The organism is Microbacterium horticulturae, from assembly GCF_029094505.1.
GTDB lineage: Bacteria > Actinomycetota > Actinomycetes > Actinomycetales > Microbacteriaceae > Microbacterium > Microbacterium horticulturae.
Window position 1 is genome coordinate 312,056 of sequence record NZ_CP119108.1, and the last position, 18,371, is coordinate 330,426.

At 69.6% G+C, this 18,371-nt stretch carries 22 protein-coding genes; 10 read left to right on the top strand and 12 right to left on the bottom strand.

Going from position 1 to position 18,371, the window contains the following annotated elements:
• Window positions 1-55: 55 nt before the first annotated feature.
• From ctaD to PU630_RS01500, 4 genes are all read right to left on the bottom strand, one after another.
• Window positions 56-1,753 (bottom strand): aa3-type cytochrome oxidase subunit I, encoded by a 1,698-nt coding sequence (gene ctaD / locus PU630_RS01485; RefSeq protein WP_275278584.1) that lies wholly within the window; start codon window positions 1,751-1,753, stop codon window positions 56-58.
• 44 nt (window positions 1,754-1,797) lie between these two features.
• On the bottom strand, window positions 1,798-2,973 hold the full coding sequence (locus PU630_RS01490) for an alcohol dehydrogenase catalytic domain-containing protein (RefSeq protein WP_275278585.1): 1,176 nt from the start codon (window positions 2,971-2,973) through the stop codon (window positions 1,798-1,800).
• Window positions 2,974-3,047: 74 nt separating this feature from the next.
• Entirely contained in the window at window positions 3,048-3,797 is a 750-nt protein-coding gene (locus PU630_RS01495; RefSeq protein WP_275278586.1) for an SDR family oxidoreductase, read from the bottom strand.
• On the bottom strand, window positions 3,794-4,648 hold the full coding sequence (locus tag PU630_RS01500; RefSeq protein ID WP_275278587.1) for a sulfurtransferase: 855 nt from the start codon (window positions 4,646-4,648) through the stop codon (window positions 3,794-3,796). The genes PU630_RS01495 and PU630_RS01500 overlap by 4 nt, the downstream gene beginning before the upstream one ends.
• 126 nt (window positions 4,649-4,774) lie before the next feature.
• On the opposite strand from PU630_RS01500, the gene PU630_RS01505 reads away from it, so the two are divergent.
• Both PU630_RS01505 and PU630_RS17450 read left to right on the top strand, forming a co-directional pair.
• Window positions 4,775-5,809, top strand: coding sequence for an MBL fold metallo-hydrolase (locus PU630_RS01505; RefSeq protein ID WP_275278588.1), 1,035 nt, complete (start codon window positions 4,775-4,777; stop codon window positions 5,807-5,809).
• Window positions 5,810-6,017: 208 nt separating this feature from the next.
• Complete coding sequence (locus PU630_RS17450; RefSeq protein WP_487345450.1) at window positions 6,018-6,323, top strand: four-helix bundle copper-binding protein; 306 nt, start codon at window positions 6,018-6,020, stop codon at window positions 6,321-6,323.
• On the opposite strand, the gene PU630_RS01515 is transcribed toward PU630_RS17450, so the two are convergent.
• Window positions 6,257-6,412 carry a hypothetical protein gene (locus PU630_RS01515; protein ID WP_275278590.1) on the bottom strand — a complete coding sequence of 52 codons (156 nt, stop codon included), beginning with the start codon at window positions 6,410-6,412 and terminating at the stop codon, window positions 6,257-6,259. The two genes, PU630_RS17450 and PU630_RS01515, sit on opposite strands and share 67 nt — an antisense overlap.
• A gap of 170 nt (window positions 6,413-6,582) precedes the next feature.
• On the bottom strand, window positions 6,583-6,933 hold the full coding sequence (locus PU630_RS01520; RefSeq protein WP_275278591.1) for a hypothetical protein: 351 nt from the start codon (window positions 6,931-6,933) through the stop codon (window positions 6,583-6,585).
• Between the two features lie 166 nt (window positions 6,934-7,099).
• Here PU630_RS01520 and PU630_RS01525 point away from each other — a divergent pair, with 166 nt between their 5' ends.
• Window positions 7,100-7,732, top strand: coding sequence for a trimeric intracellular cation channel family protein (locus PU630_RS01525; RefSeq protein ID WP_275278592.1), 633 nt, complete (start codon window positions 7,100-7,102; stop codon window positions 7,730-7,732).
• A 48-nt stretch (window positions 7,733-7,780) separates the two neighbouring features.
• On the opposite strand, the gene PU630_RS01530 is transcribed toward PU630_RS01525, so the two are convergent.
• Together PU630_RS01530 and PU630_RS01535 are read right to left on the bottom strand one after the other, a co-directional pair.
• Window positions 7,781-8,683, bottom strand: a complete 903-nt coding sequence (locus tag PU630_RS01530) for a DUF1700 domain-containing protein (protein ID WP_275278593.1) — start codon at window positions 8,681-8,683, stop codon at window positions 7,781-7,783.
• Window positions 8,680-9,018, bottom strand: coding sequence for a PadR family transcriptional regulator (locus tag PU630_RS01535; protein WP_275278594.1), 339 nt, complete (start codon window positions 9,016-9,018; stop codon window positions 8,680-8,682). The genes PU630_RS01530 and PU630_RS01535 overlap by 4 nt, the downstream gene beginning before the upstream one ends.
• A 140-nt stretch (window positions 9,019-9,158) precedes the next feature.
• On the opposite strand from PU630_RS01535, the gene PU630_RS01540 reads away from it, so the two are divergent.
• The gene (locus PU630_RS01540; protein ID WP_275278595.1) at window positions 9,159-10,418 is read left to right on the top strand and encodes an amidohydrolase; all 1,260 of its coding nucleotides are present in this window, start codon (window positions 9,159-9,161) and stop codon (window positions 10,416-10,418) included.
• Between the two features lie 196 nt (window positions 10,419-10,614).
• Complete coding sequence (locus PU630_RS01545) at window positions 10,615-11,220, top strand: DUF3885 domain-containing protein (RefSeq protein WP_275278596.1); 606 nt, start codon at window positions 10,615-10,617, stop codon at window positions 11,218-11,220.
• A 180-nt stretch (window positions 11,221-11,400) separates the two neighbouring features.
• On the opposite strand, the gene PU630_RS01550 is transcribed toward PU630_RS01545, so the two are convergent.
• Window positions 11,401-12,438, bottom strand: coding sequence for a YeiH family protein (locus PU630_RS01550; RefSeq protein ID WP_275278597.1), 1,038 nt, complete (start codon window positions 12,436-12,438; stop codon window positions 11,401-11,403).
• Between the two features lie 74 nt (window positions 12,439-12,512).
• Here PU630_RS01550 and PU630_RS01555 point away from each other — a divergent pair, with 74 nt between their 5' ends.
• Window positions 12,513-13,430 carry a LysR family transcriptional regulator gene (locus PU630_RS01555; protein WP_275278598.1) on the top strand — a complete coding sequence of 306 codons (918 nt, stop codon included), beginning with the start codon at window positions 12,513-12,515 and terminating at the stop codon, window positions 13,428-13,430.
• Between the two features lie 182 nt (window positions 13,431-13,612).
• Here the strand turns inward: PU630_RS01555 and PU630_RS01560 are convergent, their stop codons facing one another.
• Window positions 13,613-14,320, bottom strand: a complete 708-nt coding sequence (locus tag PU630_RS01560) for an MgtC/SapB family protein (RefSeq protein ID WP_275278599.1) — start codon at window positions 14,318-14,320, stop codon at window positions 13,613-13,615.
• A 90-nt stretch (window positions 14,321-14,410) separates the two neighbouring features.
• Here PU630_RS01560 and PU630_RS01565 point away from each other — a divergent pair, with 90 nt between their 5' ends.
• Window positions 14,411-14,701 carry a hypothetical protein gene (locus tag PU630_RS01565; RefSeq protein ID WP_275278600.1) on the top strand — a complete coding sequence of 97 codons (291 nt, stop codon included), beginning with the start codon at window positions 14,411-14,413 and terminating at the stop codon, window positions 14,699-14,701.
• 62 nt (window positions 14,702-14,763) lie between these two features.
• On the top strand, window positions 14,764-15,072 hold the full coding sequence (locus PU630_RS01570; RefSeq protein ID WP_275278601.1) for a hypothetical protein: 309 nt from the start codon (window positions 14,764-14,766) through the stop codon (window positions 15,070-15,072).
• 38 nt (window positions 15,073-15,110) lie between these two features.
• On the opposite strand, the gene PU630_RS01575 is transcribed toward PU630_RS01570, so the two are convergent.
• Both PU630_RS01575 and PU630_RS01580 read right to left on the bottom strand, forming a co-directional pair.
• Window positions 15,111-15,392, bottom strand: coding sequence for a hypothetical protein (locus tag PU630_RS01575; RefSeq protein WP_275278602.1), 282 nt, complete (start codon window positions 15,390-15,392; stop codon window positions 15,111-15,113).
• A 97-nt stretch (window positions 15,393-15,489) separates the two neighbouring features.
• Window positions 15,490-16,518 carry an NAD(P)-dependent alcohol dehydrogenase gene (locus PU630_RS01580; protein ID WP_275278603.1) on the bottom strand — a complete coding sequence of 343 codons (1,029 nt, stop codon included), beginning with the start codon at window positions 16,516-16,518 and terminating at the stop codon, window positions 15,490-15,492.
• Between the two features lie 153 nt (window positions 16,519-16,671).
• Here PU630_RS01580 and PU630_RS01585 point away from each other — a divergent pair, with 153 nt between their 5' ends.
• Both PU630_RS01585 and PU630_RS01590 read left to right on the top strand, forming a co-directional pair.
• Complete coding sequence (locus PU630_RS01585; RefSeq protein WP_275278604.1) at window positions 16,672-17,706, top strand: zinc-dependent alcohol dehydrogenase family protein; 1,035 nt, start codon at window positions 16,672-16,674, stop codon at window positions 17,704-17,706.
• Window positions 17,703-18,371 (top strand): DUF2291 family protein, encoded by a 669-nt coding sequence (locus PU630_RS01590; RefSeq protein WP_275278605.1) that lies wholly within the window; start codon window positions 17,703-17,705, stop codon window positions 18,369-18,371. The genes PU630_RS01585 and PU630_RS01590 overlap by 4 nt, the downstream gene beginning before the upstream one ends.

The window sequence follows — 18,371 nt, forward strand, 5'->3', positions numbered from 1 at the left end:
CGGTCGATTCGACGCGTAACGATGTCGGCGAGCGTGCCGCCGCGCAACCGCACTCTCAGGCGCGCGTGGGCGCTGCCTCGGGATGGTTCAGGTCGAACGCGGGCCGCTCGCTGCGGATCCGTGGGATCGACGTGAAGTTGTGCCGTGGCGGCGGGCAGCTGGTCGCCCACTCGAGCGATCCCCCGTAGCCCCACGGGTCGTTCACGGTCACCCGCTGCGCCTTGCGAGCGGTGATCCACACATTCAGGATGAACGGGATCATCGACGAGCCCAGCAGCATCGCGCCGATCGACGACACCTGGTTCATCCAGGTGAACCCGTCAGACGGCGCATAGTCCGCGTAGCGACGCGGCATCCCGGCCACGCCGAGCCAGTGCTGCACGAGGAAGGTCATGTGGAAGCCGATGAACAGCATCCAGAAGTGCACCATGCCCAGCCGCTCGTTGAGCATCTTGCCGGTCCACTTCGGCCACCAGAAATAGAAACCCGAGAACATGGCGAACACGACCGTGCCGAACACCACATAGTGGAAGTGCGCCACCACGAAGTACGAGTCGGTGACGTGGAAGTCGAGCGGCGGCGACGCGAGGATCACGCCGGTCAGGCCACCGAACACGAACGACGTCAAGAATCCGATAGCGAACACGATTGGCGTCTCGAACGTGACCGAGCCGCGCCACATCGTGCCGATCCAGTTGAAGATCTTCACACCCGTCGGCACCGCGATCAGCATCGACATGAAGGAGAAGAACGGCAGCAGCACGGCACCGGTGGCGAACATGTGGTGCGCCCATACCGATGCCGACAGCGCGGCGATCGCGATCGTCGCATAGATCAGCGTGCGATAGCCGAAGATCGGCTTCCGGCTGAAGACGGGGAACACCTCGGTGACGATGCCGAAGAACGGCAGCGCGATGATGTACACCTCAGGGTGCCCGAAGAACCAGAACATGTGCTGCCACAGCAGCACGCCCCCGTTGGCAGGGTCGAACAGGTGCGCACCGAGGATGCGGTCGGCAGCGGCGGCCAGGAGGGCCGCGGCCAGCACCGGGAACGCCATGAGGATCAGGATGCTGGTCAGCAGGATGTTCCACGAGAAGATCGGCATGCGCCACATGGTCAGGCCGGGCGCGCGCATCGTGACCACGGTGGTGATGAAGTTCACAGCGCCGAGGATCGTGCCGAAACCGCTCATCCCCAGGCCCAGGAACCAGAGGTTGCCACCGGCCCCCGGCGAGAACGTCGCATTCGCCAACGGCTGGTACGCGAACCACCCGAACGCCGCCGCCCCCTGCGGGGTCAGGAACCCGGCCACCGCGATCAGCGATCCGAACAGGAACAGCCAGAACGCGAAAGCGTTCAACCGGGGGAACGCCACATCGGGAGCGCCCAGCTGCAACGGCAGGATCGCATTGGCGAACCCGGCGAACAACGGCGTCGCGAACATCAGCAGCATGATCGTGCCGTGCATCGTGAACAGCTGGTTGAACTGGTCCTTCGTCGCAACGATCTGAATGCCCGGGGCGAACAGCTCGGCACGGATGATCAACGCCATCACACCGCCGAGCATGAAGAACATGACCGAGGAGATCAGGTACATGTACCCGATGATCTTGTGGTCGGTGGAGGTGATCCACCGAACGACGATATTGCCCTTTTGCTCGATGCGCGTTCGGTTCAGGAGGTCAGCCTGCGCAGGCGGGAGATGAGACGTCATCGTGTCTGTGCGGTCGACCGGGATCGTGGTCGCCATATCGGCAGTCTGCCACTGTTTACCCGAATCGGGGCCGTTTGCGATCATGGCTGCAGAACGACCTTCACGCACCCGTCCGCCTTCTTCTGGAAGGTCTCGTACAAGCCCGGGGCATCGTCCAGCGGTGCGCGATGGGTTGCAAGGTCCATGACCCCGAGCGGGTCCGCTGGATCTTCGACGAGGGGGAGCAGCTGCCCGATCCAGTGCTTGACGTTGCACTGGCCCATGCGCAGACTCACCTGCTTGTCGAAGAGCGTCTTCATCGGCAGGATGTCGGCGTCGCCGGCGTACACGCCACTCAGCGAGATCGTGCCGCCGCGCCGCACGAGATCGATCGCCGTGTACAGCGCGCTCAGCCGGTCCATGCCGGCGCGCTGCATCAGCCGCTGCGCGATCGGATCGGGCAGCATCCCCACGGTCTTCTGCGCGAAGCCGACGGCCGGGCTGCCGTGCGCCTCGAGTCCAACGGCATCCACCACCGAGTCCGGCCCGCGGCCGTCGGTGGCGTCGCGCAGCTCGTCGAGCAGACCGTCGCCGGGCGCGAACGCCTCGACGCCATGACGCTCGGCCATGGCGCGGCGTTCGTCCACCGGCTCGATCGCCAGCACCCGGCATCCGCGCCGCACCGCGATGCGCGAGACGAACTGGCCGACGGGCCCGAGGCCGAGCACCACCAGCGTGCCGTCGTCGGGCACATCCGCGTACTCGACGCCCTGCCATGCGGTGGGCAGGATGTCGCTGAGGTAGAGGTACCGTTCGTCGGGCGGTTCGTCGGCCACGCGGATGTGATTGTGATCGGCAAGCGGAACCCGCAGCAGCTCGGCCTGGCCGCCGGGAACCTGACCATACAGCTTGGTGTAGCCGAACAGCGCCGCCCCCGAGCCGTATTCGCGCACCTGCGTCGTCTCGCACTGCGACTGCAGACCGTGCCGGCACATCCAGCATTCGCCGCACGCGATGTTGAACGGGATGACGACGCGGTCGCCGACGGCGAGGCCGTGCACGTCGGATCCGACCTCCACGACCGTGCCCATCGGCTCATGTCCCAGCACGTCGCCCGCGTCGAGGAAGGGTCCGAGGATCTCGTAGAGGTGCAGATCCGAGCCGCAGATCGCCGTCGACGAGACCTGCACGATGGCGTCCGTCGGCTCTTCGATCCTCGGATCCGGCACCTCCTCCACGCTGATGTGTCGTCGTCCCTGCCATGTGACCGCCTTCATGATTCCTCCTCATGAAGGACGGTGGCATCGGGATGCCGTGGGCACAGCCCCCTTGACAGCCGGGGTGGCCCCGCTCAGGCCTTCGGCCCGCCCGCGACGTAGAGCACCTGGCCTGAGACAAAGCCCGAGGCCTCGGACACGAAGAACGACACTGCGTTGGCGATGTCGTCGGGCTTGCCGCCGCGCCCGACCGGGATCTCGGCTGCGCGGGCGGCGATGAACTCGTCGAACGGCACACCGATGCGGGCGGCGGTGGCGGCGGTCATGTCGGTCTCGATGAACCCCGGCGCTATCGCGTTCGCCGTCACGCCGAAGCGCCCCAGCTCGATCGCGAGCGTCTTTGTCAGCCCCTGCATGCCGGCCTTCGCGGCGGAATAGTTCGCCTGTCCGCGGTTGCCGAGCGCCGAGGTGCTCGAGAGGTTCACGATGCGGCCCCAGCCGGCATCGACCATGTGCTTCTGCACGGCGCGACTCATCAGGAAGGCGCCGCGCAGGTGGACGCGCAGCACGGTGTCCCAGTCGTCGGCGGTCATCTTGAACAGCAGGTTGTCGCGGATCACGCCGGCGTTGTTCACGAGCACGACGGGTGCGCCCAACTCGGCGGCGATGCGGTCGACGGCGGTGGTGACCGCGGCCTCGTCGGAGACATCGGCGCCGACCGCGAGCGCCTGGCGGCCCGTCGCGCGGATCTCGTCCACCACCGGCTGCGCATCGGCTTCGACCAGATCGATCACCGCGATGTCGAAGCCGTCGGCTGCCAGGCGACGCGACGTCGCGGCGCCGATGCCGCGCGCGCCTCCGGTGACGATGGCGACTGCGCTCATTGTTCCTCCTCATCGGGTGCGGGCTGCGCGCCGGTGGCGACCGGGCGGCCCGGGGTGTTCGACCATTGACTCCACGAGCCGGGATACAGTGCGGCGTCGATGCCGGCGACAGCGAGCGCCAGCACCTCGTGCGACGCGGTCACCCCCGAGCCGCAGTAGGTGGCGACCGGGATGCCGTCGGTCACGCCGAGCGCCGCGAACCGAGCCCGCAGCACCTCGGGCGGCAGAAGGCGGCCCTGCGCGTCGACGTTCTCGGTCGTGGGGGCGCTCACCGCGCCCGGGATGTGCCCCGCCTGCGGGTCGACCGGCTCGACCTCGCCGCGGTACCGCTCGGACGCCCGGGCGTCGAGCAGGATGCCCGTCGCGGGCACGGCGGCCGCGGCATCCATCTCCACCGTCGGCATGCGTCCGGTCGTCAGGGTCACGTCACCCGGCGTCTGGTCGCTCTCACCGGTCTCGATCGGCAGCCCGGCGCCGACCCACGCGTCGTACGCGCCGTCGAGCACCCGCGCGTCGACGCCGGCGTCGCGCAGCAGCCACCACGCGCGGGCGGCGGAGGTGTTCTTGATGTCGTCGTAGACGACGACGGCGTCTCCGTCGTTCAGGCCCCATCGGCGGGCGCAGTCTTGCAGGTGCGCGGGGGACGGGAGGGGATGCCGGCCGTCGGGCGGTGCGCCGTGGGCGGCCAGTTCGGTGTCGAGGTCGACGTACACGGCACCCGGGATGTGACCGTTCGCGAACGCCTCGCGCCCGTCGGGCCGGTCGAGGCGCCAGCGCACATCGAGGACGCGGGGCGGATGCGGCGACGCGAGCAGCTCGCGCAGCTCGGCGGCGGTGACGAGAGGGGACATCGGTGGCTCCTTCCGGGAAGAGCCTATGTCAGGGGCGCAGCGTGCCGTGCCGATTTCCTGCACGGGACGGCGGCTCGGTAGCGTTCGGAGAGCGGGCGTGGCCCGCATCCTGCCGGAAGGAAGACGATGGAGCCTGTCAGCGACGCCCAGTACCGAGCCGCGACGTCGGGCGGCCTGCCCGAGGCCGAGCGCATCGCCGACGGACTGTGGTCGCTCGCGATGCCGATGCCCGGCGGTGCGGGTCTCGGGTACACGCTCGCCGCGGTGCAGCTCGGCCCCGCCGGCCAGGTCGCCGTCGTCGACCCGGGCTGGGCTGAGCCGGGATCGATCGAGCGCCTCGACGCGTTCCTGGCGACTCTCGGCCGTGGACTGGGGGATGTCGCGACCGTCGTCGTCACGCACTCGCACCCCGACCACCTGGGGCTCGCCGACGCCGTGCGCGAGGCGAGCGGGGCACAGGTCGTGCTCCATGAGAGTGAGCAGGCGTCGCTCGACGCCGCCCCCGACCCGACATCGTCCGAGGCGGTCGCGGAGTTCGTGGAACGGCTGCACGGATGGGGCGTGGCTCCCGACCGCGCCCGCGCGATGGCCGAGCGCGCCCGCACGGCCGGTGGGCCGCAGTCGACGCATCTGCGCGCCGACGTGCTGGTGGCCGACGGTGACGAGCTCCCGGTCGCCGGCGCATCCTGGCGCGCGCTGCACACCCCGGGCCACACGCCCGGCCACCTCTGCATCGTGGACGAGGAGCACGGCCTGCTCTTCTCGGGCGACCACGTGCTGCCCACAGTGTTCCCCGGTCTCGGGCTCGGTGCGGGCTTCGACGAGAACCCGCTCGCGGCGTACCTGCGAGCCCTGCACCGGCTGCATCCCTATGACGAGTTCGAGGTCGTGCCCGGGCACGGCTATCGCTTCCGTGGGCTGGCCGCGCGCCGCCGCGACACCGCGCTGCACGCGCTGCGACGTGTGCGCGAGACGGCCGAGCTGCTGCGAGAAGACCCCGACGCCTCGACCTGGGACATCGCGTCGCGCCTGACCTGGAGCGGCGGATGGGCGCAGTTGCAGACCGGCATCATGGTGGTCTCAGGCCTCAGCCAGACCGAGATGTACCGTGAGTTCGTGCGCTCGGGTGGCATGGAGTCGCCCGAGGCCATCTGGCCATAGACATCGCTCGTTCCGGACGCCGCGTGGCCCGGGAACCACCATCGACCGCGCGCGCTATCGGGGCTAGCCTGGGCTCAGGCGGGCCGCACCTGCCCGCCACATCGAGGCGGAAGGCGGAACAGGTATGGACGCGATGATGATGGACGCCATGAGCAAGGCGTCGATGCCCGGCATGGAGTCGATGGACATGACCGCGATGCAGGCGTGTATGGACGCCTGCTCGGCATGTGAGCAGGCATGCACGATCTGCGCGATGGAGATGATGGACTGCGCTCCGGAGTGCATGAACTGCGCCGACATGTGCAACACCATGATGCGCAGCATGATGCGTATGAAGGGCATGACCCCTGCGGTCATGATGGCCATGCTCGACGCGTGCGTCGCGATGTGCCAGATGTGCATGGACGCCTGCATGGAGATGGACAGCGAAGTGTGCCGCATGTGCGCTCAGGCCTGCAAGGCCTGCATGGACGCGTGCATGACGATGCGCGCATCGATGCCCGCGACCATGTGACAACGGTTCGGGATGCCGCGGCGCGGCGCGTTTCTTGATCGTTGTGCACGGAAGGCGCGCCCGGTGACGTGCACAGGCATGATGCTCACGAGATCACGGTTGTGCACGCGTTTTCGCGGATGAGACGTGCACGAGCGTGTTCTCGCGGAAGGCCGCCGGGCACTTTCGTTCTGCTCACCAGTTGATGACTCTGAGTCATCAAGTGGTGAGCAAATCAGGTGGCCCTGTGGGGCCGGAAAACGCGGCGCCCGGGTGCGCGTCAGGCGCTGAGCGCGACGTTGTACTGGAGGCGGCCGACCGCCAGCACGCCGTAGCGCGGGTGCAGCGCCACCGGGGTGCCCGGCTCGACCTCAAGGGCCGCGCCGCCGGCGTTCCAGACGTCGAACGTCGTGCCGTCGAGCGTCAGCAGCCGGATGTCGCCGGTCGCGGCATCCACTCCCGTCACCAGGGCATCTGCCCACTCCGACGGCGTCGCCGACGCGATGCGCGCCTGGATGAGATGGAGGGCATGACCCGGTGCGAAGGAGGAGCAGTCTCCGCCGTGACTGCACATGCACGCGACACGCTCACGCACCTCGAAGGGCGTTTGGCGGGTCAGTGGCGTGCTCACGGGAATCTCCTTCTGATCGGGACTCTCCGAGAGTACGAGGCCTTCCGCACATCACGAAGCGCGCTGTCACGTGACGAAACACAAGCTCCGAGTGCTCCTCATGGCGTCGGCGGCGGAACGCGTTCACGCGCCCTGACTACACTGGCCCGAGGATCGGGGGTGGGCGATGACATGGGCCTTGGCGCTCGACCTGCTGGGCACATTCTTCTTCGCGATCTCGGGCAGCCTGCTCGCGGCGCAGCGCGGCTTCGACATCGTCGCGTCACTGCTGCTCGGCTCGCTCACGGGTCTGGGCGGCGGGGTCATCCGCGATGTCATCATCGGGGCGCCACCGGCGGCGTTCGCCGAGCCGATCCACTTCGTCGCGCCGGCCCTGGCTGCGGTGCTCGTGTTCTTCCTGAGCGGACTCGTGCAGAGGTTCTCGCGCACGCTGCTCGTCTTCGACGCGGGCGGGCTCGCCGTGTTCTGCACGACCGGCACGGTCACGGCGCTGTCGGCCGGGATGAATCCGGTGGCCGCGATTCTGCTCGGCGTGACGACCGGCGTCGGCGGCGGGCTGCTGCGCGACGTGGTGGCCAACCGCGACCCGCAGCTGTTCAACCCGCGTGACCTGTACGCGGTGCCCGCGTTTCTCGGCGCCGTGCTGATCGCGGGGCTCTGGTATCTGGGTTGGTACGGACCGGTCGCGCTGTACGCGGTGGCCGTCGTCGTGTTCGTCTTCCGCGTGCTGTCGCTGAAGTTCGGCTGGCGCATCCCGCACGCGCACGGCTCGTGGCCACGGCATCCCGATCCGGCATGACGCGGCGCGTCGTCAACCGGTGTCCGCGCTCGCCAGAAGCCAGACCACCTATCGGGGCGAGATGCGCGCCCGCACGGGCGCGACAGCGTGGCTGAGTCCGATCGTGACGTAGAGGCCGCCCATCGCCCAGAGGGCGACCGCGAGCATCGACGGAAAGACCAGCGTTGCGATCATCACGGCCGCGCCGATGACCAGCAGTAGCCATCCCGCTGCGCGCACGCCGAACCCGATGAGCACGGCCACAGCGGTGATCACGACGACGACCACGATCCCCCATGCGCTCAATCCGACGGTGCCGGTGAGGATTCCCCGGGTCAGGACTGCGAACGGGCTGACGACGAGCATGGCTCCGACGATGTGGGAGACGACCCCGAACCCGCCGCGACGGGCGCCCCGCGGCACGACGACCGCTGCCCACGCCAGCATCGCGATGGGCACGGCGAAGCCGCCGATCGTGAATCCGCCGACGACGGCCATGAGCGTGAGCACGATCGCGACGGCGAGGCTCGTTCCGCCGCGTGCGCGGCGGGGCACCACGAGCGGCACGGTGACGACGAGGGCAGGCACGAGAGTCACGAGGGCTGCCGCGAAGCCTGCGTACGCCGCGAGCGTCTCGGCCGTCTCGTCACCGGTGCCGTCGGCCACGGTGTAGCTCGGGAGTAGGAACGCGACGAACACGGCCGTCACGACGGCGACGACGATCGCGGCGACCGTCAGGACCGTGCGCAGACGCTCGGCCGTCGAGCCCGAGCGTCCGAACTCCTCGTACGCGCGCTCGCTGATCTCACGCGGTGTGCCGAGTGCGCGAGAGATCTCCTCGGGGCTGCGGCCCTGCTCCGTCGCATCGGCGAAGTGCTCGCGCAGATCTGCCAGCACGGCCTCACGATGGCGGGCATCGAGGTCGCGCAGCTCGCGTCGGACCGCGTCGAGGTAGTCGTCCTGGGTGATCATGAGGTCCCCTCCACGAGAGCGTCGACCTGCGGGCCGAGCCGGTTCCAGACGTCGGCGAAGATGGCAAGTTGCTCCCGACCGGCGTTCGTGAGCGCGTAGTACCGGCGGGGGCGGCCGCTTCCGGCCGACTGCGAGCGCGTCGTCACCAGGTCGTTGTCGCGCATGCGTGCCAGCAGCGGATAGAGGCTGCCTTCGCTGGCTATCAGCTCGCGATCTATCAGCTCGGTCGCAAGCTCCAGTCCGTACCGCTCGCGCTGGTCGAGCAGCGCGAGCACGCAGAACTCCAGGACGCCCTTACGGATGCCCGTTGCGATGCTCTCGGCCGACGCTGCCACGTTGTCAGCGTAACCTTGCGTCACAAGTATTGCAATGCAAGGTTACGACGAGGGAGCTGCCCCGCTGGTCGTCTGACGCCCGCGCAACCTCTGGCCGCGGCATCCCGATCCGGCGTAACGTGGCGCCCGAGGGGGCGACCATGGCGGACTTCACCGAGGTGCGGGCGCGTTACGAGTCGATCCGTGCGGATCAAGAGGCCTTCTACCGCGAGCTGCATGAGAATCCCGAACTCTCGCACCAGGAGACGCGCACGGCCGACGAGGTCGCACGTCGCCTGACCGCGTGGGGCTACGACGTGACCACCGGCATCGGCGGCACGGGTGTGGTCGGCGTGCGCGCGAACGGCGAGGGCCCGACCGTGCTGATGCGCGCCGACATGGACGCGCTGCCGGTCCGCGAAGCGACGGGCGTCGCGTACGCGAGCACGGTGGTGGTGACGGATGCCGCGGGCCAGTCGGTGCCCGTGATGCACGCGTGCGGGCACGATGTGCATGTCGCCTGCCTGCTCGGCGCGGCGCGGCTGCTGGCCGAGAGTACGGGTGCCTGGCGCGGCACCGTGATCGCGCTATTCCAGCCGGCCGAAGAGGCCGGCGACGGCGCGCGCGGCATGGTCGATGACGGGCTGCGCGACAGGATTCCGCAGCCCGATGTCGCCCTCGCGCAGCACGTGCTGGCGATGCGCGCGGGTGAGGTCGCGACGCGCAGCGGCCCGGTGTTCTCGGCCGCCGACAGCATCCGGGTGCGGGTGTTCGGGCGCGGCGGGCATGGCTCGATGCCGCAGAACACCGTGGATCCGGTGGTGCTGGCATCCACTATCGTCGTGCGTCTGCAGACGGTCGTCTCCCGCGAGATCGCCCCGACCGAGCCCGCCGTTCTCACCGTGGGGTCGATCCACGCCGGGTCGAAGAGCAACATCATTCCGGACGATGCCGTGCTCGAGATCAACACCCGCAGCTACAGTGACGCGACCCGGCGGCGGCTGCACGAGGCCATCGAACGCGTCGTGCGGGCCGAGTGCGCCGCGAGCGGCGCGCCGCGTGAGCCCGCGTTCGAGGTGTACGACAGCTTTCCGTCGACCTCGAACGACCCCGATGCGACCGCACGGGTCGCCGACGCGTTCGCGGCGTGGTTCGGCGACCGGGCGGGAGAGCTGCCGCTCCAGACCGCGAGCGAGGACTTCAGCGACATCCCGCGCGCATGGGGCGTGCCGTACGCCTACTGGGGGATCGGAGGGGTGGATGCCGCCACCTGGGACACCGCGGTCGCCTCGGGCACTGTGCACGCCGACATCCCCGGGAACCACTCGCCGCTGTTCCTGCCGGTCGTGCAGCCGACGCTGCAGACCGGCACCGAGGCGCTGCTGGCTGCCGCGGGGGCCTGGCTCGCGCCGCCGGCGTAGCCGCGTCGGCGGGCCATGGGCCGCGGCATCTCGCCCCTCCTCGACCGTGAGAGAACAACTCCCGGACGAGAGAGCGGGTACTTCCCTATCTCTCGGCGACCAGTTGTTCTCTCACCGAATCGGGGCGCAGGCTGTGCCAGGTCGGGGCCCAGGCCGTGCCAGGGTGGACGAGGCACCGACGACAGGACGACCATCGATGACAGGCACATTCGCAGAACCCGAGCGCAGCGCACGTGCGGCGGCACTCACCCGCGCCTGGGAGTGCCGTTGGTCGACAGGCGAGCCGGTGGGGTGGATGCTGCGCCAGGCGCATCCGGATCGGTGGGTCCGCTTCCACTCGCTGCCGGCGCTCACCGCGCAGGCGACGACCGCTGCTGAGCGCGGCGAGATGCAGCGGCGGCACCTCACCGTTCTTCGCGACCTGCCGCGCGACGGCGGTCTCGTCGTCATCGCCGATGACTTCGCGGGCGAGGGCCGCCCCGACGCCGGCTTCACAGACCCCGGCTGGGCGCAGAGGCTGCGTCCGGACGCCTGGCCGTGGCGGCATTTCGCCGAGCCCGGGCCCGAGCTCCTCGATCACTGGTTCTGGTCGTGGAGCTGCGATGACGTCGAGGGGCTTGTCCCGCTCCTCGAGGTCGTTCGCGACGCCGAGGTGGATGCCATCATCACGACGAGCGATGCCGCGTGGATCTACGCGCCCTATTACGCCGGGGCCGATGTCATCCTGCCCGACGCCGCCATGCGCGACGTGCTGCGCGAACGCCACCGGGGTTGGCTGTCGCCGCTGCCGTCCGGCCTCTGATCGGCCGCGGCATCCGGCCCCTCCTCTCCTTCTGCACCGTGAGGGAACAACTCCCGGACGAGAGAGCGGGTATTTCCCTATCTCTCGGCGACCAGTTGTACTCTCACCGGGTCAGCCCGACCCACCGCCCGCGACCAGCCCGACCCACCGCCCGCGACCAGCCCGACCCGCCGCCCGCGATCAGCCCAACCCCCCGGTGAGCCAGATCACGAGCAGCGATGTCGCCGTCACGAGCACCCAGAGGATCGCCCCGAGCAGCAGCGGCTTCAGGCCTGCGCGGCGCAGGGCCGCGACATCCGTCGACAATCCGATGCCGGCGAGGGCCACGGCGATGAGGAACACGCTCAACTGCACGAGACCGTCCTGTACGCCCGGCGTAATCACACCGAGCGAATTGATGATGGCCACGACGAGGAACCCGATGAGGAACCACGGCACGAGCCGGCCGATCTGCGCGGCAGACATTCCACGTGATGCGGTGCGGCGGGCCTCGACCGCGGCGAGCGTCACCGTGATCGGGATGATCATCAGCGTGCGCACGAGCTTGACGACCACGGCGAAACTGAGCGCGGCCGCGCCGTACACACTCGCCGTCGCGACCACCGAGCTGGTGTCGTTGACAGCGGTGCCCGCCAGCAGCCCGAACGCGTGCGGCGACATGTGCAGCGCATGGCCGAGCAGCGGGAAGAGCAGCACCGCGAGCACATTGAACAAGAAGATCGTCGAGACCGCGTACGCGACCTCGGCGCTGGCCGCCGTGATCACCGGCGAGACCGCGGCGATCGCGGAGGCCCCGCAGATGCCGGTGCCCACGCCGATCAGGGTGCGCAGCCGCGGTTCGATGCGCAGGGCACGCCCGATCGCCCACGCCGCGAGCAGACACACCGCGAGCGTCGAGAGCATCACCGGCAGTGACTCCAGGCCCACCTCGAAGATGCTCGCCAGCGACAGCTGCGCGCCCAGCAGCACAACCGCACACTGCAGCAGGAACTTCGAGCTGTACTCGATGCCGGGCATCAGCCGTCCACCCGGCCGTCGCACGAGCGCGATGCCGACGCCGATCACGATCGCCGGCACCGCGCCGCCGAGCACCGGAACGAGATGACCGATGAGGGATGCCACGACCGCGATCCCCACGCACACGAGAAGCCCCGGCCACACGTCCCGTGCGCGTAGAGCGAGGCGACCGGGGAGCGAGGCGACGGGGGTGACGAACATGCTATCCAGCCTCCGCCGCGTCGAGGGCAGCCGGTAGACGGCTATATCCTGTGGAGGTACAAGCGGAGGTTGTGATGCATCGACGGGTACCGGAGCTGGCCGGTCTCGAGCTCGTCGACGCCGTCGCACGCACCGGCAGCATGTCGGCGGCCGGCCGCGAGTTCCTCATCACGCAGCAGGCCGTCTCCACGAAGATCCGCGCCATCGAGCGCCAGCTCGGCGTCGAACTGTTCGTGCGCTCACCGCAGGGCGCCCGGCTGACCAGCGACGGCGAGTCGGTCGTCGCGTGGGCGCGCGAGGTGCTGGCCGCGGCCGAGCGCATGGGCGCGGCCATCGACCTGCTGCACGCCGCGCCCGAGCGCACCCTGGCCGTCGGCGGAAGCCAGACGATCGCGGCACGGCTGCTGCCGGGGTGGATGCTGCGGCTGCGCGAACGGCAGATCGAGGCGGCGCAGCATCCCACCGCCGTACGCCTGCTCACCGGCAACAGCACCGAGATCGCACGGTTCGTGCGCGAGGGCGCCCTCGACCTCGGCTTCATCGAGACGCCGCGGCTGCCGGCCGACCTGGCCTCGACCACGGTGGCGGCCGACCGGCTCGTCGCGGTCGTGCCGCCCGATCACACATGGGGCGGCACGATCGGTCTCGCCGAGCTCGCGGCCACGCCGCTCGTCGTGCGCGAGAGCGGCAGCGGCACGCGGTCGGCGTTCGAGCTCGCGGTCGTCGACCGCCTCGGCGCCGAGCCCGCCGAGGCCGCTCTCGAGCTCGACACGACCGTGGCCGTGCTCTCGGCGGTGGCCGGCGGAGTCGCTCCCGCCGTGCTCAGCGAGCTCGCCGTCGCCGACGACGTGAAGCTCGGGCGCGTACGCCGCGTCGAGATCGAAGGCTCGCCGATCGTGCGTCCGCTCACCGCTCTGTGGCGCGGCGGCGCCGACGCCCTGCACGGCGCCTCGCGCCTGCTCGTGGAGATCGCGGCGGGCGGGGGCCGCTGAGCCGGCTCACCGGGCCCCGGCATCCCGCCCCCTCGCCCGAGGCGAGGGGATCTGCCGGAGCGAGGAGCGAATCCGGCGAAACGGTCCTCTCCTCGGCATATCCCCTCGGCTGAGGCGAGGGCCGGACGCAGTGCGTGGCAGAGACGGCCCGGCCCGGTCGGCCCGGCGCGCGCGGCATCCCTCTACTCCAGCTCGTTCTCGCGGTAGAGCTGCACGTCGCGCACGCCGTCGATGTCGGTGAGCGCCGCGACGACGCGTTGCGGGTCCTGACTGCCCTCCAGCTCGAGCGTGACCGACACCGTTCCGCCGGCGGGGTCGTCGCGCTGCTCGGCGCGCTGGACGGCCCATCCGCTGCCGGTCACGGTCGACAGCACCGCGCGCAGCAGCCCGCGCCCGTCGACGTAGACCACGCGCACCTGCACCTGCCGGTCGACGTTGCCGGGCAGGTGGCGCCCGAAGATCTGCACACCGAACGTGATCACGAAGTGCAGCGCCGTGACCACCAGCGCGAGCAGCCAGAGGCCCGCGCCGGCGGCCATGCCGATCGCTGCGGTCTCCCACACCGATGCCGCCGTGGTCAGCCCGCGCACCGCGCCGTGCCGGGTCAGGATAAGCCCGGCCCCGAGAAATCCGATGCCGGTGACGACCTGCGCCGCGACGCGGGACGGGTCGAGCTGGACGTGCTCGCCCAACACGTCCATGAAGCCGTACTTGCTCACCAGCACGAACAGGGCCGCCGAGGTGCCGACGATCGCCTGCGTCCGGATGCCGGCGCTGTGCCGGCGTAGCTGCCGCTCGAGCCCGATGAGCGCGCTCAGCACGAACGCCAGGAGCAGCTCGCCCACCTGCAGCCACCCCTGGCCGGTGAAATCGACCACGGCCTGCGCCATACCGTGAACCTACCCCGCCCGGCGCGCGAACACAGCGCCCGTGCGAGAATGGCCGGACCGCGGCATCCCTCACTCGAACCGGAAGTGCGCATGATCGACACGCTGTCTCAGGGGCTCATCGCCCTGACGACCTGGGCGTGGCTCGAGGCGCATGCGAGTTCGTTCGCCCTGGTGCTGGCGATGCTCATCGCCGCGACGGTGCTGGCCGTGGTGGCTGCTGCGCTGCTGGCGACGATGCTGCGGCGGTGGGCTGCGGCATCCCTCCCGGCGTTCGTCCGCGAGCCGGTCTTCGCGCTCGCGACGCCTCCGCCCGCGAGCCCGCGCCCGCTCGGCGGACGAGGCCCCCGGGCGCCCGGGGCGGCTTTCGGCCGCCTCGCCTGACGCGCGCAACAGCGCGACGAGGCGGCACAAGCTCGTGCCCGTGCTCTCACGAAAGCCTCGTCATGCCCTCATATCGCTCTGTTCGTCTTGTTCGTCTGTGGATGCTGCGCGCCCGACGCCGCGCGCAGCTGTGGGCCGCACCGCTGTGGCGTCTCAATACCTGGATGATCCTCGGAGCCGCCGCCGTCGTCGGCTTCGAGGGTCTCGAGGCGCTTCTCGGAACGTTTCTGATGGCCCCCGAGCTGCTGCCGTTCATGCTGCTCGCGCTCGCGCTGTACTGGGTGTTCCGCGAGCGCATCGTCGGTGGCGTGCGGCGCCTGCGCGTGCGGCTGCGCGCGTACCGCCGACTGCGCCGGATCAGGGGCCTCTGAGCGTCGGTCCCGGGGCTCTACCGAACAGCCCGCCGCGCTCAGTCGGGCGGCTCGGGCTGAGCGCCCGGTTCGGCGGGCTGGCCGTCGGGACCGGGCTGGCCCTTGGGGTCCGCCGGCTCGGGCTCGGCGGCAGGGTCTGCCGGTTCGTCGCCGGCTTCTGCTTCGGCGGACCGCGGCTCAGCGTCCGGCTCGGCCGGTTCGCCGTCGGTCGTGGGCATGTTCTGGTCGTCGAACTGGCCGTCGGGCGTGTCGGCGCTGGCCGGCGGCGGGTTGCCGCCCCGGTCGGCGTCGGGCTCGGGCCGTTCGTTCGGATCGCTCATGGCGTGCCTCCTCTGTCAGAGCGAGTACACCGCCACCGCGCGCCCGACGCCGAGGGGGCTGACGCGCCGACCCCGCAGGGCTATCATCCTGCCCGCCTCAGTGCTGCGGCTCGACAACGCTCTTGATCGTGCCGGGCGCGGTCGTCGACTCCATAGCTGCGGCGGTCTGAGCGAGCGGGAAGGCTCCGGTGATCATCGCGTCGAGGTCGACCATGCCCGTCGCCGCCATCGCCACGGCCGTCGGCCACGTGTTCGCATACCGGAAGACGCCGGTGACCACGAGTTCGTTGTTCTGGATGTGGGTCACCGGGAACGGCAGCTCGGCCAGCCCCATGCCGACGAGCACCGCACGTCCGGCCGGCCGCAGGGCCTCCAGCCCCGCCCGTACCGCCGCGCCGGCACCGGAGGCGTCGATGAAGGCGTCGACTCCGGCAGTCGCCACGGCAGCGGCGTCGGCCGCCGGATCGAGCGCGGCGGTGGCGCCGAACCGCAGCGCCGCCGCGCGACGCTCGGCGCTGATGTCGGTGATCAGCACCTCGACCGCGCCCGCTGCGCGCGCCACCTGTGCGACGGCGAGGCCGACCGGACCGGCGCCGGTCACAAGCACGCGCGAGCCCAGACCGAGCTCGGCCTTGCGGCCGGCCGCGATCGCCACCGACAGCGGTTCGAGCAGCGCGGCGGCGCCGTCGCTCACGTTGTCGGGCACGGGGTGGGCGAAATGGCCCTGAATGGTCACGTACTGGCAGAAGGCGCCGTCGGTGCCCGGCACGGCGTAGAAGCGCATGTGCGGGTCGAGGTTGTAGTCACCACGGAGCGTCTCAGCCGACGACGGGGAGGGATGCTGCGGCTCGATCGACACGCGTTCGCCGATGCGGTGGGGCGCGACATCACGTCCCACGGCGACGATGTGGCCGCCGGACTCGTGGCCGAGCACGAGCGGCTCATCGACGACCCAGTCGCCCAGGCGCCCCTCCTTGTAGAAGTGGACGTCGGAGCCGCAGACGCCCACGGCGCTGACCTCGACGAGCACCTCATCGGGCCCGGGCGCCGGCACCTCCCGCTCTTGGATACGGATTTCACCGGGGCGCACGAGGACGGCGGCACGCATGGTCTGCGGGATGGACATCTTCTTCTCCTCACGATCGCGGCTGTTGACATCAGGCCGCACCATTCCTATGGTGTATTTAACGTGATCATGTGACAAGATCACAGAAAAAGTAACACGAGGTGAATGACCACCGCACCGCATGCGGGGTCGACGCCGCGAACGGGAGCAAAGATGCGCGCAGTCGTTTTCACCGCCCAGGGAGAACTCGCCCTGCAGGAGCGGCCCACACCCGAACCCGGGTACAAAGAGATCCTCATCGAGACCGCAGCAGTGGGTATCTGCGGTACCGACACGCATGTGTTCGACGGCGAGTTCGAGGGAACAGTGTTCCCCCTCGTCCCCGGACACGAGGCCACCGGCACGATCGTCGCGCTCGGGGAGGGCGTCAACGACGGGGTGTTCGACTTCAAGGTCGGCGACCATGTCGCCGTCAACCCCAGCACGACGTGCGGCGAATGCGAGTTCTGCCTGAACGGGCATCAGAATCTCTGCCCGCAGTGGAACGGTCTGGGGGTGGTCGCCAGCGACGGTGCCTCGCAGCAGTTCTTCACGGCGCCGTCGCGCAACGTGTACACGCTCAAGCCTGACACCGACCTCTACCAGGCGGCGCTCATCGAGCCGCTGGCCTGCGCGATCCGCGGGTGGGACGTGCTGCCGCGTCGCCTGGGCGACCACGTGCTCGTCTATGGCTCGGGCACGATGGGGCTGCTCATGGCACAGCTCGCGTCGCGCGCGGGCGCGTCGACCGTGTCGATCGTCGACCTCAACGAAGACCGGCTGAAGGTCGCCGCCGAGTGCGGCATCCAGAACCGCTACACCAACGCCGATCAGGCCGACCGCGACAAATGGGACGTGGTCATCGACTGCACAGGCAACATCCGCGCCATCGAAGATGCGCTGACACGCGTGAAGCCCGCCGGCTTCTTCCAAGACTTCGGCGTTGCCCCGGCCGACCGCACGGCGCAGTTCTCGCCGTTCCGCGTCTACCGTGACGAGCTCACGATCGTCGGCACCATGGCGGTGCTCAATTCCTTCGGCCGTGCGGTCGAGCTGTTCGAGGCCGGGGCGATCAACGCGAAGGCCATGATCAGCCACTCGTTCACGCTCGACGACTACGCCGACGCACTCGCGATGTTCCGTGCCGGTACCGGGCGCAAGCTGCAGATCCGCCCGAACGACTCCGAGTCCCGGGTACTGATCGCATGAGTGCCGTCACCACCAGCGTCGCCGTCAAGCCCCGAGGCATGCGGCCGATCGTCAAGCGTCTCATCTGGATCGGTCTGATCGTGATCCTCGTGGTCGCGATGGCGCTGTCGACCAGGGTCGTCTCGAAGGACTCGGCGGCCGCCCAGGGCACGCAGAAGTTCAACGCTGCGGAGTACGGTGCGGCGCAGTTCCCCAAGATCCAGAGCTACATCGCCGATCATGCGGTGGATGCCGCGACACTGGCCACTGCCGTCGAGAAGGACCAGTCGGCCGCAGCGAAGCAATACGGCAAGTCGGTCGACGGAGCGACGTACATCATCCCCGTCACGTTCACCGGCGTCGTCGGCGAGGTTCCGGCATCCGGCTACACGCCGGTGACCGTCGAGGGGCTGCCGAAGGACATCAACGTCGGATTGCAGCTGGGCCCGGCCATCAATGGCACTGACCTGCGCGACGTCACGGGCAAGGTCACGCTCAACGACTTCGAGAATCAGATCGAGTTTCAGAACGCCGGAGCCGCCATCAACGACGTGCTCAAGAAGAACCTCGCGGCCATGAACGCGACCGAGCTCAAGGGAAAGACGGTCTCGGTGCAGGGGGCCTTCACCCTGGTGAACCCGCAGCAGTGGAACGTCACGCCGTCGAAGATCACGGTGGAGCAGTGA

What these genes read in the sequence shown, in the direction of transcription:
- PU630_RS01490 (WP_275278585.1), bottom strand. Translation starts at nt 2,973, where the DNA reads ATGAAGGCGGTCACATGGCAGGGACGACGACACATCAGCGTGGAGGAG.
- PU630_RS01590 (WP_275278605.1), top strand. Translation starts at nt 17,703, where the DNA reads ATGAGTGCCGTCACCACCAGCGTCGCCGTCAAGCCCCGAGGCATGCGG.
- PU630_RS01550 (WP_275278597.1), bottom strand. Translation starts at nt 12,438, where the DNA reads ATGTTCGTCACCCCCGTCGCCTCGCTCCCCGGTCGCCTCGCTCTACGC.
- PU630_RS01525 (WP_275278592.1), top strand. Translation starts at nt 7,100, where the DNA reads ATGACATGGGCCTTGGCGCTCGACCTGCTGGGCACATTCTTCTTCGCG.
- PU630_RS01560 (WP_275278599.1), bottom strand. Translation starts at nt 14,320, where the DNA reads ATGGCGCAGGCCGTGGTCGATTTCACCGGCCAGGGGTGGCTGCAGGTG.
- PU630_RS01565 (WP_275278600.1), top strand. Translation starts at nt 14,411, where the DNA reads ATGATCGACACGCTGTCTCAGGGGCTCATCGCCCTGACGACCTGGGCG.
- PU630_RS01530 (WP_275278593.1), bottom strand. Translation starts at nt 8,683, where the DNA reads ATGATCACCCAGGACGACTACCTCGACGCGGTCCGACGCGAGCTGCGC.
- PU630_RS01540 (WP_275278595.1), top strand. Translation starts at nt 9,159, where the DNA reads ATGGCGGACTTCACCGAGGTGCGGGCGCGTTACGAGTCGATCCGTGCG.
- PU630_RS17450 (WP_487345450.1), top strand. Translation starts at nt 6,018, where the DNA reads ATGGACGCCTGCTCGGCATGTGAGCAGGCATGCACGATCTGCGCGATG.
- PU630_RS01500 (WP_275278587.1), bottom strand. Translation starts at nt 4,648, where the DNA reads ATGTCCCCTCTCGTCACCGCCGCCGAGCTGCGCGAGCTGCTCGCGTCG.
- PU630_RS01555 (WP_275278598.1), top strand. Translation starts at nt 12,513, where the DNA reads ATGCATCGACGGGTACCGGAGCTGGCCGGTCTCGAGCTCGTCGACGCC.
- PU630_RS01545 (WP_275278596.1), top strand. Translation starts at nt 10,615, where the DNA reads ATGACAGGCACATTCGCAGAACCCGAGCGCAGCGCACGTGCGGCGGCA.
- PU630_RS01505 (WP_275278588.1), top strand. Translation starts at nt 4,775, where the DNA reads ATGGAGCCTGTCAGCGACGCCCAGTACCGAGCCGCGACGTCGGGCGGC.
- PU630_RS01495 (WP_275278586.1), bottom strand. Translation starts at nt 3,797, where the DNA reads ATGAGCGCAGTCGCCATCGTCACCGGAGGCGCGCGCGGCATCGGCGCC.
- PU630_RS01570 (WP_275278601.1), top strand. Translation starts at nt 14,764, where the DNA reads ATGCCCTCATATCGCTCTGTTCGTCTTGTTCGTCTGTGGATGCTGCGC.
- PU630_RS01575 (WP_275278602.1), bottom strand. Translation starts at nt 15,392, where the DNA reads ATGAGCGATCCGAACGAACGGCCCGAGCCCGACGCCGACCGGGGCGGC.
- PU630_RS01580 (WP_275278603.1), bottom strand. Translation starts at nt 16,518, where the DNA reads ATGTCCATCCCGCAGACCATGCGTGCCGCCGTCCTCGTGCGCCCCGGT.
- ctaD (WP_275278584.1), bottom strand. Translation starts at nt 1,753, where the DNA reads ATGGCGACCACGATCCCGGTCGACCGCACAGACACGATGACGTCTCAT.
- PU630_RS01585 (WP_275278604.1), top strand. Translation starts at nt 16,672, where the DNA reads ATGCGCGCAGTCGTTTTCACCGCCCAGGGAGAACTCGCCCTGCAGGAG.